Here is a 15,096-nt window from a genome sequence, read left to right as displayed (position 1 = left end):
TTACCTCTCCTTTTTATTTTCAGTAATATATAAAAAGAAAAACTCAATATCAACAGCTTCATCTCCATTGCTACTCTCAAAATAAAGCGCCTTAAACCCATCCTTAATTTTTTCATAATATAATTCATTTCCATTCAATTCGCTGATGATTTTAATCTTATAATTTTTATTAATATAAGATACTGAATTGGAGAAAAGGATTGCCTTTTCCCCAACAATAATTAAATGGTCCACAACTCCTGTCAAATCCCTTACATTGTGACCTGTAATAAAAATGATTCTATCTTTTAAATTAGAAAGCATATTTCTAAAAACATTTTTTGAAACAATATCAAGACTATTTGTTGGCTCGTCAAACAACAAACAAGAAACATTTGTAGCCAAAGAGAATGCAATAATACTTTTTTTCTTCTGCCCAAAAGAAGCTGAAGATAAATCAAGATAAATATCAAGATCAAAATCCAATAAATATTTTTTAAAATCTGCCTTATTGAAATTTGGATAAAATATAGATAAAGCTTTGCTGTATTCAGCTAAAGACAATCTAGGAAGTGAAAATTCCTCAGGAATAAAAAACAAATTCACTAAATTCAAGGGATCTCTTGGAAAAGCTGCTAAAGAGTTAAATAAAACTTTCCCTTTTAGAGGCTCTAAAAATCCACTTATAAGTTTAAGCAAGGTTGTTTTTCCAACCCCATTTTTGCCAAGAAGCAAATATACTTGAGGCGTCTCAATGTTTAAATTTAAATCTGAGTAAACTTCTTTTCTCCTATAGGAAAATTTTACATTAACAGCCTCAATAGCCATAAACACTCCTTAATATCCTTAATATATTAAAAGTCAAGATATAAAAAAATAATTAAATCAAAAGTATAAATTCAATTTTTTATGAAAAACTTATAAATAAATATAGAAAAATTTACATAAAGTCTTGAGCTAAAATTCCAAATTTTTAGCATAATTCTAGGCAAAATTTGAATTTCATTAAATCCAAAACTTTTTGCATATTCATAACAATCTTGAAATTCAGACAATCCTTTAATCTCATCAAGAACAGAAATAAGCTTTTCTTTATAAGCCCTATAAATAAGCTTATCCGAAATACTCCAGCTAATAATATAAATTTGCTTAAAAGAAATAAAATAATAAAATTGCAATAAAAATCTTTTATACAAATTTTGACATTCGTTAAAAATACCTTCTTTTTTTAATAAAGTTTCTATTGTATTAAGAGATAATTTAGATTTATGTAAAACACTAATAGAAGAGCTCATACTTCCCATTCTTTGGAAATTAGTATAAAAATAATTATTTACAAAAGAAACTTTAGAGGCTTTTAAAAAAATTTGCATCACAAAAACTATGTCTTCAAACACAACATTTTGCTGCCGAATATTATTCTTTAAGATTAATTCCCGTCTAATCAATTTATCCCATAACGTTCCAACAACAAAATTTTTCCTTCCAAAAGTCGCATAAACAGTAAAAAGCAAATTTTTAAAAGCCTCTTTACCTGTTAATGGATAATTGGGGAAAGGAAGCAGGGATTTTCTTTTTACATTTATTGCAAGAAAATAAACATAAAATTGCGAACAAACAATATCAGAATTATCTGCTTTTGCTCTATTATATAGAACCTCAAGCATGGTGCTCTCTACAGAATCATCACTATCCCAATAAATAACATATTCCCCTTGAGCCTCAGAAAGTCCCCTGTCCCTAGAAGCAGAAAGTCCCATATTTTTTTGACTAAAAATCTTAATAAAGCTATACTTATTGGCATATTTTTCTGCTATCTCTAAACTACCATCATAAGAACCATCATTAATTAATATAATTTCTTTATCTTTTAATGTTTGATTAACAGCATCCTTTATCATTGCATCAAGAGTTTCAGCCGAATTAAAAAAACAAATAATAACAGAAACTTTATACTTATGCACAATATCCTCCAAAATAAAAACTGCTAAGCAAAATCAAAGCTAAAACACCTAACAACAAATTCTTTTAATTTTTTGCATAACAATTAAATTGTAATATATAATTAACAAGTTTATATTTTTTCAAACTTATTTTTAATGAAAAGTTTAGCAGAAATTGCTATATTATTAAAAGTAAAAAATTTAAAAAACACTAACCCCAAATAAGGAGCTTGAATGCTTGAAATAATAAGTCTTGGAGGAGGAGTAATAAATTCAAATCAAATCAACATAGAATTCATTAAAAACTTTAAAAACTTTGTTTTTAAATGGCTACTAGAAAATGAAAAAAGAAAAATCATTTTAATAGTTGGTGGAGGAAGAGTTGCAAGAGAATACCAAGACGCCTATAAAAAAATCAACCCTGATTTTAAAGTTCGCGAGCTTGATGAGATTGGAATAATGTCAACAAAGCTAAACGCAGAATTTCTGTGTAAAGTAATGAATCCGCTTTGTAAAGACAAAATTGTCACCAGTCCCTTAAAAAATTTTTCTTTTAAAGGGAAAATACTAATTGCTTCCGGATGGAAATCAGGATTTTCAACAGATTATATTGCCGTAAAATTTGCAGAAAAATTTAATAAAAAAGATATTATAAATATAACAAACGTAAATCAAGTTTATGATAAAGATCCAAAAAAATTTAAAAACGCCACCGCTTTTAACAAACTAACTTGGGAACAATTGCAAAACATTGTGGGCCAAAAGTGGAATCCGGGCTTAAATTTACCCTTTGACCCAATAGCAACAAAGCTCTCTTCAAAACTTGGGCTTACCCTTTACATAGTAAACGGAAATAATATTGAAAACTTAGAAAAAGTTTTTAACAAAAATAATGATTTTTTTGGCACTGTTATAGTAAAATAAAAGTTAATGCCGGTATGGCGGAATTGGTAGACGCGCCAGACTCAAAATCTGGTGAGGGCAACTTCGTGTCGGTTCGACTCCGACTACCGGTATTTTAATTAATTTTTTAGAAACCTCAAAAGTATCAGGCATTACTAATAAAAATTTAAATACCCCTTCTTGACCAATAAAATTTAACATTATTATAATAAGGATAAAATATACCCTTCATGTTATTTTTATTCTAAAATATTAATTATAATAAAACTTTAAGACCTGCTACAAATTAATTGAAAATATAAACTTAAAATATCTTTGATATTGTTTTCATTAAAGCTTCAGGATTAAAAGGTTTAACAAGCCAACCAGTAGCACCCGCTTTACGACCCTCATCAACCTTAGATTGCTCAGATTCAGTGGTAAGAACAAGTATAGGAACAAAGCTGCCAAATTCCCTTATCTGCTTAATAACACCAATGCCGTCTAAATTAGGCATGTTGATATCTGTAATAACAAGGTCAAAATCTTTATCTCCTTGCCCAACTGCTTCTTTAAACTTTAAAACCCCTTCTAAACCATCTTTTGCTTCTGAGACACCAAAACCGTTTTGTTCTAAAATATAAGCAACGCTTTGCCTTATTGCTCTATTGTCATCAATAACCAAAATTCTTTTTTTCATCTAATTTTCTCCTAAAACCCTCCCAAAAGTATATAAAAATTAAAACAAAATTACACTACCCTCATCAAAGGAATGAACATCCTTGGCTTCCTCTATGAAAGATAGTAAGTGTTTTTTATGAACAAATAAAGTAAATCGATTAGCAATTCTATTAACAAATTCTTTATCCTCAATCTCAATAGATTGAATTCCAACCTTAGCTAATTCTAGATTAAGATTGAAATTTATTTTGCTTTCCATATTGCTTAAAAAGTCATCTATATCTAAAAGAGAATTTTTTAAATTTCTAACATTATAGACTTCTAACTTCATTTCTTCAAATATTTCCATAAATTCAATTGAAAAAACTTCATAAGACAAAATATTATCAATAGCTATATTCTTAATATCAAGAATATCATTTTTAATTTCCATAAATAATTTTTTAAATTTATTAAAATAATTTTTTTCAAGATAAAATCTATTGTCATAATCCTTAACGACTTTTTCAAGAAAAAAGATTATTTGATCTAAAAATTCTATTCCCTTGGTAATATTAGAGTCAATTTCTTTGATAATCTTAGACATTTCTGAAATATTACCCTCCATAGCTTTAAGCTCTGATCTTTTGACAACCTCTATCTTTGAGGCTATATTAATATTTTGAAACCTAGCAGAAATAGCTGAAATATTTGAAAACATTAATTCTAATGATTTTATAAGTTTAACCTGTTCATAATATAAATTTAAAAAATTAGAATTATTCTTCTCAACATCATCAATCCTTCTAAGCAAATCAGACAAAATGCTCGAAAATTGTTCTATTATTTTAGGAATATCTATATATAAAGAATTATCAGACCTTAAATCGTTAATAGTTTGAATAGAACCAATAGAAGAGTCAATAAATTTCTCAAAAACAGTATAATTTTTTTCAAGCTTTTCAAGAACATCTTTTACTATAGCTTTTGATGTATCAGTAAAAACTGATAAAATTTTTAATTTTTGGATCTCGCTTATATCTCTAAATTTAAAAACATCAATATTAGAATACATAATATTTAAATGTTGCAAAGATTGAGTTAGCCTATCTTGGAACTGAAGATAAGAAATAGAATTTACAAGTTTAAACTTAAATTGTGATAAAACTTTTAAAATATCATCATAAAGAGCAATAACGCTTCCTATTCCATCTGAAAAAGCATCTATTTTTTTCATTAAATTATCTCTAAATTCTTCAAGAATTTTATTTTCAGCCGTATTGCTTTCATATACCTGATTTTTAGCCCTATCTAAACCAATTTTAACTTCGCGCCCCTTGCTTGTAAGTTGATCTGCCTGTTTGATCATAGATTGGGTTAAAACCTTAATTTCACTTGTAATATAAGAAAAGGCTCCACCAGCCTTACCAGCTCTCATAGCAACTGTTAACGTATTAATAGACATTATTTCCATATCAAGAGAGCTTTTTTTCATTCTTTCAATAACATCTTCAAGTATTTCTATATCTTTAACCTTACTCCGTATTATGCTAAATTGAGATTCAAGAGAAGTTGTTGAAGAATTAAAATAAGCAACAAAATCATCTAATGCTCCTATAATTTTAGCTATAAAATTATTCAAAGAAGCATCATTATCAAGATCAAGATTGGAAATCAAATCAATACTAAAAGATAAATCTTTAGAATCTTTAGAAATTTTTTCTATTAATTTAGGAATTGATTTGCTTAAATTTGAATAAATATGCCTTGCACTCTCATCAAAAGCCTCAAGTTTATGAAATAAGGTTGCCAAACAATCATTGACATCAAAAAAACCATTATTATCATTATCCATTATTAAGATCTCCTCAAAACATGATCAGCTATTTCGCTTAAAGGAAGGATTTTGTCTACGGCTCCTATTTTTATAGCTTCCATTGGCATACCAAAAACAACAGAGGTTTCTTGATCTTGGGCAATAGTATAAGCGCCATTTTTTTTCATTTCAAGCATACAAACAGCACCATCATCTCCCATACCTGTAAGGATAACTCCAATAGCATTAGAGCCTGCATACATTGCAGCAGACCTAAAAAGTACATTCACAGAAGGCTTGTGTCTACTAACAAGAGGTCCATCTAATAAGTTTACAAAATAATTTCCGCTACTATATTTTACAATCAAATGATAACTCCCATTAGCAATTATTACAAGACCCGGACGAAGAATGTCTCCATCCTCAGCTTCTTTAATATCAATATTAAGTTCATTGTTTAAGTTTTTTGCAAAAGATTTTGTAAATCCTCCCGGCATATGCTGAACAATAATAATTGGAGGAGAATCTTTTTTAAAAGACCTTAAAAAAATTCTTAAAGCCTCTGTGCCCCCTGTTGAAGAACCCACAACAATAATTTTGCCAGTTTTGTGCTTATTAATAAGACCTTGATATTTAATAATAACATCCGGATCATTTTTGGGAGCAAAATTAATAACATCAGAAACTTTATAACTTTTCCTTATACTTGAATCATTTAAACTATTTTCTCTCAATTCTACTTTAGAATTACTAGAAAAATCGGGTGCATGAATCCTTTTAACTTCAAAAGAAGATATTAATTTATTTTTGCCTAGATTTTTCAACTCCAGCTTTATTAAAGCTAAATACTTGCTGCGAAATAAATCAACTGTAAGCTTAAAATTAAGCTTATTTATTATTAATCTAACCTTTTCCTTGCTTTGCTCAAGGCATCCAAAATTTGGAAACATTTCATCTTGCGCAATAAATGCAACCGGAAGAGATATCTTATTAAGAACATTGTTTAAAGAATTTCCAAAATTAGATCTTGCTGTATTCTCATCAATAATAACTAAATCTGGGAATTTTTGTAAAAATACATTAATAAGATTTAAAGAATTAAAACCAGCATTTAATATCTCAACATCATTATCTTTAGAAAAAGCTCTAACAAAAACCTGCTTTATAAGACCTTGAATATCAATTACTAATATCTTCATTGTTATATTTTAATATTTTTAACCTTTAAAACCAAAAATCTGTATTTTCGATTTTCTTTATTTTATAAGTTTGGTTATTGCATCAATATCAACAACTAAAGCCAAACTTCCATCACCAAGTATAGTAGCTCCAGAAACCCCTTCTACTCGAGAATAAATTTTACCCAAAGCTTTTATAACAGTTTGATGTTGCCCCAAAACTTCATCAACCACAATTCCCATTTTCCCGCTATTTGTATTTACAACAACAACTTGCTCATTTAAACTCTTCTCACTAGAAACCTGAAAAAACTCTCTAAGTCTAATATAACTAATCATGCTGCCCCTATAATTCATTACATTGCTTTTAGTCTCAATCCCATCTATTTGAGAAATTAACTTGCTAGATTCTAAACAAGACTCAACATTAGAAAGAGGAACAATAAAGTGTTCATCTTTTACTCTGACAAGCCAACCTTCAATAATAGCCAAAGTCAATGGAAAAATTAACTTAGTTCTAGTATATTTCCCAAATTCACTTTCAAGTACAACATGCCCCCTTAAGGATTCAACCTGTTTTTTAACAACATCCATGCCAACTCCACGGCCTGAAATATCAGTAACAGAACTTGCAGTTGAAAATCCAGGTTCAAAAATTAAATTATAAACATCAATATCTGATAAAGTTTTGGCAACTGAGTCAGAAATTATATTGCGCTCTATAGCTTTTTTTAGTATTTTATTCTTATCAAGCCCTCTTCCATCATCCTCAATAATAACAATAACAGAATCCCCAGATTGATAAGCTGAAAGCTTAATAACGCCTTTGGGATCTTTGCCTAAACTTTCTCTCTCTTTAGACGATTCAATTCCATGATCTATTGAGTTGCGAATTAAATGAACCAAAGGCTCATTTAGCTTTTCAATAATACTTTTGTCAAGAACAGTGTCGCCTCCATAAGCTTGATAAATAATTGCCTTGCCAAGGCTAGTAGACAGGTCTTTTACTATTCTTTGAAATTTCACAAACAAAATTTCAATAGGAACTGTTCTAAGCCCTGTTGTATAATCTCTAAGCTCATTAATAAGTAGAGAAAATTCTGCTGATATTGAATTTAAAATATTGCTATTCCTATTTTCAGCTTCTTTTGAAAGTTTTGATTGTATTGTAACAAGTTCTCCAACAAGATTTACCAAATGATCAAGCTTTTTAGAATCTACCTTAATACTAGCAATATTAACCTTGCTTCTAGCAGTGTCATATTGAACATTAGATCTATTTTTATCTCCATTTAAAAAGGACTTCTCAACAAATTCCGATTTTTCAAATGAAGAATTAGCAGAATCTTTACTACTTCTCTCTAGGCGCAATAAATTAAAATTTTTAGGCTCTTCATTATCGCCCTCATCTGCCTCTAAACATTTATCCAATTCTTGAATATCAATTTTTGATTGAGAATCTAAAAATGTAAAAATATCTTCAATGCTCTCTCTACTCTCTTCTGTGTCTAGTCTTATCTCCCAATCAACATAAACATTATCAGGAGAAATAAGCTCTAAATCAGGAATGTTATCTACCTTGGCTCTAACATAACCACTGCCCAAATTAATCAACTTGCTCAATAAATTTATAGGCTTGTGCCCATGAAACAAAATGCCCTTAGCCGGAGAAAAAAGGATTTTGTAACTCTTAAATTCAGATTGCAAAGCCTCATCATCAAATTTATTCTCTGAATTTACTTTAACAGACTCTTTTAACTCTTCTAAACCCGCGCTGTTATTAGACTTTGAAAAATCATTTTCTAAAGCTTCTTTAAAAGCACCCTTAACATCATTAGAAGCCTCAAGAACCTTTTTAATTTCATTTACCAAAAATTGTTTACGCTTATCAAAGTCGATCTCAGAAATTGCTTCATCGCCTTCAATAAGCTCTCTAATAAAATCAACAGACATTAGGGTAGCATCAATAGCAGCTTGATTAAAAGTGGTCTTACCATTTTTTACAACATCAAGAACCGTTTCTATTTCATGGACAAGCGATGCTGTAAAATTAAAGCCAAACATACCAGAACTTCCCTTTATGGTATGTAAATTTCTAAAAATAGAATTAATAATATCTTGATCTGAGCTCACCTCAAGATTAAGAAGTGCTTGCTCAATATCTGAAATATTTTCTATTGATTCTTCCTTAAAGGAATTCTTAAATTTATCAATCACATCACTACTATCCATAAGCTTTCCTTAAATCTAAAATCCAACTAAATTAAGTCCCAAATCAAAGCTATCAACATCTTCAATATCCACTAAAAACCCACCATATATTAATGAACTTAAAACCTCATCAGACGGATACTCAATTTTTACAAACAAATTTTTATTCTTAGCATATTTATTAGATGCATACAAAATTTGTATAAAAGTAATATCTATTTTTTCAACATTTGAAAGATCAATAGTAAGAGTATCCCCTTCTTTCATTTTTTTAAAAATATGCAACAAATCTTCTTTTACCTTAAAAATACTATTTATTACAAGCTCTCCTTCCGGCCTATAAATCATGACTAAAAACTCCTATTGCTGCTGATATTCAGGATCATATATTGTTGTATTTCTAAATTTAGAAAGCTCTCTAACGTCAAATAAATTTTCTACATTTAAAATAATAATAAACTTATCATTACTCTTACCAATTCCTGAAATAAATTTTGAATTAAACCCTGATCCAATCTTAGGAGCATCATCAATACTAAATGGATCTAATTCAAGAACTTCATTGACATAATCTACTAAAATTCCAAGATTAAATTCATCCCCCTCGTAAACTAAATTCAATATAATAATGTTTGAAATGTTAACTCCCTTATTTCTCTTTTTATCATCCTCATTAACGGCTCGATCGCTCATTCCAAATTGTTTTCGAATATCAATTATTGGAACGATTTTACCCCTATTATTTATTATTCCTGCCATGTAATTGGGAGTTCTTGGGATTTTTGATATCTTAGTATATTCTAAAACCTCAACAACATATTTAATCTCAATAGCATAAAGTTCGTCCAAACTAAATAAAAGATACTGACTTAAAGAATCTTGCACATCTGAATCTGTGCCCATAAACGCCCCTTTAAATGTAATTTAAATCGCAAATAGAATGCTAATATCAAGATTAATATTACCTCATATATTCATAAATACAAATTAGAAGTTAATAAAATTTAATTTCCCGAAAACAATAAAAAATATAGTTTTAAAAGAATTCTATCTTATAATTTAAGGTAGAAAGTTGTGCTTTAAATTAAATCTCACATAAAAAAAGTTGACAATGCAAAGTAAAAACAAATTAATCAAATTATTAATAATTATTACATTATTTTTCAATGTTGAGAATATTTTCACAAGCGAAAAATCTAAAAACAACATAACTGGTCAAAATAGTGCAACTATTCCAAAAATAGAAAGCTTAAAAACAAAAACTAAAATAAAATTTGGCTTAATTTTACCTTACCCTACTGCAATAGAATTCAGTATCAATAACTTTGATATTGGAGTAGGAGTAACAATATTGAGTGTCTCAGAATTTTTTCCAAAATCACCAATAACATTGCTATTTAAAACATATTGTGACTATATATTTTTAAATTCAAGAATTAAAAATTCAAATTTTATCTTTTTCTTGGGATCTGGCCTATTTTTTGAAATAGGTAAAATTGCAAACTCAAATTTAACAAATGTTTCTTCTGGGATTACCTATAAAATCGGAGTAGGCTTCCCCTTGGGAATAATATATGAGGCTTATTATGACATTATTGAAATTATAATAAAAACAACACCATCAATTTTCATTGGCCAAATGCCTACCGGAAATTTAATATTTCCAATAAAAGGCAACTTTTCTATTGGAATAAAAGGCTCTCTTAAGATATAGCTTTCACTTTTTAGATAAAAAAAATTATTGAACTAAAATTCTTTTAAAAACTAAAATGTTGTACTTAGGAGACAATAACGCAATGAAAACAAAAATAATTATTATGTCAATTATTATTTTACTTTTATTGGCACCAATATCAGGCTTTGCTAATTCAAAAGAATCTGCAAGGGGTAAATTTGGAGCAGGAATTATACTTCCATTACCAATTGCTCTACAGATTAATATAGGAAGCTTTGATCTTGACATTGGTCTTTACAGCGGAGTAAATAATTTATTTTCAGACTGGAAAACACTGTTTATAGCATTGGACTATATTTTCTATATATATACATTCCCAGTAGCCGCTAATATTTTGGATTTTTCAGTTGGCGCAGGAGGATATGGAACAATATGGTTTTCAAGATTTGGGGGCAGCAAGTCAGGCTCAGGCCCAATGAGCATTGGAGCAAGACTGCCTTTGGCTTTAAATATTGCAGTATTTAGAAAAAAATTCGACATATTTTTACGAATAGCACCAGGACTTGGAATGAACATTTGGAGTAATGGCATTGGATTTAGGTGGGAAGTATTCGCAGGATTAGGAATAAGATTCTGGTTTACTTAAAATAAAATTCTTTAAATAATAAAATTCTTTTAAAAAAGAACAATTGTTAAAAAATCAAACCGCTCGCTCCCAAAAACTTAAACATAAGATTTAAGAGAAAAGATCTTATTTTTATTGTTTTAAAATTCAAAAATAAAATATAATGATAAGACAAAATTTGGGAGACAACGGTGAAAAAAATCTTTATATTATTTATCATGATTGCAAACATATCTACAAATAGTTTTGCAAAAGATTCATATTTAAATAGAGGAATTGGCTTCGGAGCAAGTATTGGAAATCCAATTATTAACTTAATAATGTCACTTCCTTTCATTGATTTTGAAATAGGCTATGGTGGTAGCAATGGAATAAATCTATCAGGCCCCAAACTTGAATCAAAATTTTATGATTTTAATTTATTAGCAATAGCAGCACTTGATTTCATTTTTACAATATCTTTGATAAAAAATTTAAATTTAGGAGTTGGAGTAGGAGGAAATATAAGCATATCGTCTCACACATCTAAATTAATAAATGTAGAACTGGGATTTGGAATAAGAATTCCGCTGGTTATTTTTTACGACATTAGAGAAAATTTAGAAATAGGTATGAAAATAGCACCTTCAATAGAATTCATCTCAAATACAAGATCTCTTGCTCAACACCGAACCTACTCGGGCATAAAATCAAACTTTGCCGGGGGAATATTTGCTAAATACTATATCTTCTAATACTAATGTTCTAATTTATTTAATTTATTGCCAATCGCTATGAAAAAATTCACCTCGTTTTGAGTCTAATCTTTCAAAAGAATGGGCACCAAAAAAATCTCTTTGTGCTTGAATTAGGTTAGAAGGCAAATAATTAGTAGAATAAGAATCTAAAAACGAAAGACTGGCATAAAATGCTGGCAAAGGAATCCCAATTTCACTAGCCTTTGAAATTATTCTTCTTAAAGACTTGTGATTATTTTTTAGCAAATCTAAAAAATAATCATCGAAAAGCAAATTAATAAGATGCGGATTTTTATCATAAGCTAATTTAATTTTATCTAAAAAACTGCTACGAATAATACAGCCTTCTCTCCAAACTAAAGAAATTTTACCTAAATTTAAATCCCAACCATAATTCAAAGACGCAGTCTTAAGCATCATAAAACCTTGAGCATAGGCTACTATTTTTGAAACTAAAAGAGCATAATAAAGATCTAAAATCCAGTCACTAAGCTCAAATTCAAAAGAAGCAGTATCCATCTTAAGCAAATCGCTAGCAATAATCCTTTCGTGCTTTAAACCCGACATAAATCTTGAAAAAACAGATTCAACAATTAAATTTACAGGCATACTAGATTCAAGAGCATCAATAGATGTCCAAACACCAGTGCCTTTTTGATTTGCAATATCTAAAATCTTATCAACTAAATATTCATTATTTTCTTTATACCTAAGAATCTTAGAAGTTATTTCTAGCAAATACCCTGAAAGATCGCCTTCATTCCATTTTTCAAAAACTTCAGAAATTTTCAAATTATCTAAATTGAAAGCTTTTTTCATGAAAAAATAAACCTCGCTGATAAGCTGCATATCAGCGTATTCCACGCCATTATGTATCATTTTAACATAATGCCCAGAGCCGTTCTCTCCAATATAAGTCGAACAAATATCATTATTTTTGGTTTTAGCTGCAATTTTATTTAACATGGGCTCAAGAATTTCATAAGCTGATTTACTTCCTCCATACATTAGCGCAGGACCAAATCTCGCTCCTCTCTCTCCTCCAGAAATTCCAAGTCCTACAAAATAAATGTCTTTAGCAAACAATTCTTTTTCCAATCTCATTGTGCTCTTATAATGAGAATTTCCACCATCAATAATTATGTCTGATTTATTCATAAAGGGCAAAAGTTGCTCAATAACCTTTTCTACGGCCGAACTTGTCACCATTAAAATGATTTTTTTTGGAGTTTTCAAGCTTTTAATAAAAGATTCAATATCTTTAAAGCCATTTATCTTTTTATGAGAATTTTGCTTAACAAAAATTTCAGTTTTTTCACTATCTCTATTGTAAACAGAAACATTAAAACCGTTATCAGCAATATTTAGAGCTAAATTGCCGCCCATAACACCAAGTCCATAAATTCCTACATCCATTGCATTCTCCTTGATTCTAATTTTCTATTTTAAATAAATTGCTTTATTTATTATTTTTAGATTATGTTATATTATAAAAAAAGTAAAGATTAAATTAAAAAGGAAAAGCTACATGAAAAAACAATTTGATACAGAAGTAAATGATTTGCTTTATTTAATCATCCACTCTCTTTACTCACATAAAGAAATATTCTTAAGAGAATTGATATCAAATGCGTCTGACGCAATTGATAAACTCAAGTTTTTAAGCTTGACAAACGAAAAATTCAAAAACATTGCCTTAGAACCAAAAATAGAAATATCATTTGATGATAAAAGCATCCTAATTAAAGATAATGGAATCGGAATGGATGAACAAGATTTAACTAATCATCTTGGAGTAATTGCAAAATCAGGAACTAAAGAATTTATTAATAATTTAAAACAAGATGAAAAAAAATCTGCAAGCCTAATTGGCCAGTTTGGGGTTGGATTTTACAGCGCATTTATAGTATCAGAAAAAGTAGAAGTTACATCAAAAAAAGCACTAGAAAGCGATGCGTATATTTGGTCTAGCGACGGTAAAACAGGATATGAAATAGAAAAAGCAAAAAAAGAAGAGTCAGGCACAGAAATAAAGCTTTATCTTAATAAAGAAGGTCTTGAGTATGCCAATAAATGGAAAATTCAAGAAATTATCAAAAAATATTCAAATCATATAAATTATCCCATTTATATTAAATACAGCGAACCTATAATGAAGGACGGAAAACAAGAGGGAGTAGAAGAAAAAGAAGAAAAATTAAATGAAACTACCGCTCTTTGGACAAAAAATAAAAGCGAAATTAAAGCAGAAGAATATAATGAATTTTATAAAAATACAACCTTTGATTATGAAAATCCATTAATGCATATTCATACAAAAGCCGAGGGAAATTTAGAATATACTAGTTTATTTTACGTCCCAAGTAAAGCTCCTTATGATTTATATTACCCAAACACTAAACCTGGGGTAAAGCTATTTATAAATAGAATCTTTATTACAGATTCTGAAGGTAGCTTGCTTCCAAACTATCTAAGATTTATAAAAGGAATTATAGACTGCCAAGATCTACCGCTCAATGTAAGTAGAGAAATTTTACAGCAAAATAAAATTTTGTCCAAAATAAAATCATCTTCTGTAAAAAAAATACTAAGCGAGCTTGAAAAGCTAAGCAAAAAAAATCCTGAAAAATATTCTGAGTTTTCTAAAGAATTTGGAAGATGCATTAAAGAAGGTGTTTATTCTGACTTTGAAAACAGAGAAAAGCTTATCTCATTAATAAGGTTTAAATCCTCAAGCGTAGATGGGTTTGTGTCTTTTAAAGAGTATAAGGAAAGAATGAATGAGAGCCAAAAAAGCATTTACTATATAACAGGCGGCAAAGAAAATATATTAAAAGAAAACCCAATAGTAGCTGCCTATAAAGAAAAAGGATTTGAAATCCTAATCATGGACGATGAACTTGATGAAGCTATCTTAAATCTAATTCCGGAATACGAAGGATTAAAGCTAAAAGCAATAAATAAAAACGAAACCAGTAATGAATTAAAAGATGAAAATTTCAAAAAAATTGAAGAAGAATTCAAAGATACCCTTACAAAAGTAAAAGAAATCCTCAAGGACCATATAAAAGAAGTCAATCTATCAGCAACATTAATAAAAGAACCTTCAGCAATAATAATTGATAGCAACGATCCAACTTACCAAATGCAAAAAATCATGCTGTCAATGGGGCAAGAAGTAAAAGAAATTAAACCAATACTTGAATTAAACCCTAATAATAAAATAGTCCAAAATTTAAAAAATCTAGAGCCTGAAAAATTAGAAAAAATAAGTATTCTCCTTTTTGAGGAAGCAATGCTAACTTCAGGAATGCCTAGCAAAAATCCAGGAAAATTTATAAATATAATAAACGAATTTATAGAAAAAGACTTCTTATAATTAAAAGCAAA

The 15,096-nt window shown here is 28.8% G+C and carries 14 protein-coding genes and 1 tRNA gene; 6 read left to right on the top strand and 9 right to left on the bottom strand.

Annotated features, from left to right (window positions below):
- Together QIA22_RS03420 and QIA22_RS03415 are read right to left on the bottom strand one after the other, a co-directional pair.
- A complete protein-coding gene (locus QIA22_RS03420; protein WP_301611783.1) occupies positions 1-807 on the bottom strand; it encodes an ATP-binding cassette domain-containing protein in 807 nt (268 codons plus the stop codon).
- A 71-nt stretch (positions 808-878) separates the two neighbouring features.
- Entirely contained in the window at positions 879-1,955 is a 1,077-nt protein-coding gene (locus QIA22_RS03415) for a glycosyltransferase family 2 protein (protein WP_301611782.1), read from the bottom strand.
- Positions 1,956-2,156: 201 nt separating this feature from the next.
- On the opposite strand from QIA22_RS03415, the gene pyrH reads away from it, so the two are divergent.
- Both pyrH and QIA22_RS03405 read left to right on the top strand, forming a co-directional pair.
- Positions 2,157-2,846 (top strand): UMP kinase, encoded by a 690-nt coding sequence (gene pyrH, locus QIA22_RS03410; protein ID WP_301611781.1) that lies wholly within the window; start codon positions 2,157-2,159, stop codon positions 2,844-2,846.
- An 8-nt stretch (positions 2,847-2,854) separates the two neighbouring features.
- A tRNA-Leu gene (locus QIA22_RS03405) sits at positions 2,855-2,938 on the top strand.
- A 191-nt stretch (positions 2,939-3,129) separates the two neighbouring features.
- Here QIA22_RS03405 and QIA22_RS03400 read toward each other — a convergent pair.
- From QIA22_RS03400 to QIA22_RS03375, 6 genes are read right to left on the bottom strand one after another with little or no spacing between them, the layout of a single operon-like run.
- Positions 3,130-3,504, bottom strand: coding sequence for a response regulator (locus QIA22_RS03400; protein WP_002557158.1), 375 nt, complete (start codon positions 3,502-3,504; stop codon positions 3,130-3,132).
- 39 nt (positions 3,505-3,543) lie between these two features.
- Entirely contained in the window at positions 3,544-5,319 is a 1,776-nt protein-coding gene (locus QIA22_RS03395) for a BB0569 family chemotaxis protein (protein WP_301611776.1), read from the bottom strand.
- Positions 5,320-5,321: 2 nt separating this feature from the next.
- Positions 5,322-6,479 (bottom strand): CheB methylesterase domain-containing protein, encoded by a 1,158-nt coding sequence (locus QIA22_RS03390; RefSeq protein WP_301611774.1) that lies wholly within the window; start codon positions 6,477-6,479, stop codon positions 5,322-5,324.
- A gap of 57 nt (positions 6,480-6,536) precedes the next feature.
- A complete protein-coding gene (locus tag QIA22_RS03385; RefSeq protein WP_301611773.1) occupies positions 6,537-8,690 on the bottom strand; it encodes a chemotaxis protein CheA in 2,154 nt (717 codons plus the stop codon).
- A 15-nt stretch (positions 8,691-8,705) separates the two neighbouring features.
- A complete protein-coding gene (locus QIA22_RS03380) occupies positions 8,706-9,017 on the bottom strand; it encodes an STAS domain-containing protein (RefSeq protein ID WP_014023782.1) in 312 nt (103 codons plus the stop codon).
- Positions 9,018-9,029: 12 nt separating this feature from the next.
- A complete protein-coding gene (locus QIA22_RS03375) occupies positions 9,030-9,572 on the bottom strand; it encodes a chemotaxis protein CheW (RefSeq protein WP_301611770.1) in 543 nt (180 codons plus the stop codon).
- 208 nt (positions 9,573-9,780) lie between these two features.
- On the opposite strand from QIA22_RS03375, the gene QIA22_RS03370 reads away from it, so the two are divergent.
- The 3 genes from QIA22_RS03370 (at position 9,781) to QIA22_RS03360 (ending at position 11,703) form a co-directional block, all read left to right on the top strand.
- A complete protein-coding gene (locus QIA22_RS03370) occupies positions 9,781-10,383 on the top strand; it encodes a BAPKO_0422 family outer member beta-barrel protein (protein ID WP_301611767.1) in 603 nt (200 codons plus the stop codon).
- A gap of 82 nt (positions 10,384-10,465) precedes the next feature.
- Complete coding sequence (locus tag QIA22_RS03365; protein ID WP_301611765.1) at positions 10,466-10,990, top strand: DUF3996 domain-containing protein; 525 nt, start codon at positions 10,466-10,468, stop codon at positions 10,988-10,990.
- Between the two features lie 170 nt (positions 10,991-11,160).
- Positions 11,161-11,703, top strand: a complete 543-nt coding sequence (locus tag QIA22_RS03360; protein WP_301611763.1) for a DUF3996 domain-containing protein — start codon at positions 11,161-11,163, stop codon at positions 11,701-11,703.
- A gap of 24 nt (positions 11,704-11,727) precedes the next feature.
- On the opposite strand, the gene gnd is transcribed toward QIA22_RS03360, so the two are convergent.
- Positions 11,728-13,122 carry a decarboxylating NADP(+)-dependent phosphogluconate dehydrogenase gene (gnd, locus tag QIA22_RS03355; RefSeq protein ID WP_301611762.1) on the bottom strand — a complete coding sequence of 465 codons (1,395 nt, stop codon included), beginning with the start codon at positions 13,120-13,122 and terminating at the stop codon, positions 11,728-11,730.
- 112 nt (positions 13,123-13,234) lie between these two features.
- On the opposite strand from gnd, the gene htpG reads away from it, so the two are divergent.
- The gene (htpG, locus tag QIA22_RS03350; protein ID WP_301611761.1) at positions 13,235-15,085 is read left to right on the top strand and encodes a molecular chaperone HtpG; all 1,851 of its coding nucleotides are present in this window, start codon (positions 13,235-13,237) and stop codon (positions 15,083-15,085) included.
- Positions 15,086-15,096: the final 11 nt, after the last annotated feature.

Source organism: Borreliella kurtenbachii, assembly GCF_030437945.2.
Lineage (GTDB): Bacteria > Spirochaetota > Spirochaetia > Borreliales > Borreliaceae > Borreliella > Borreliella carolinensis.
This window is presented reverse-complemented; position numbering and strand designations above follow the sequence as displayed.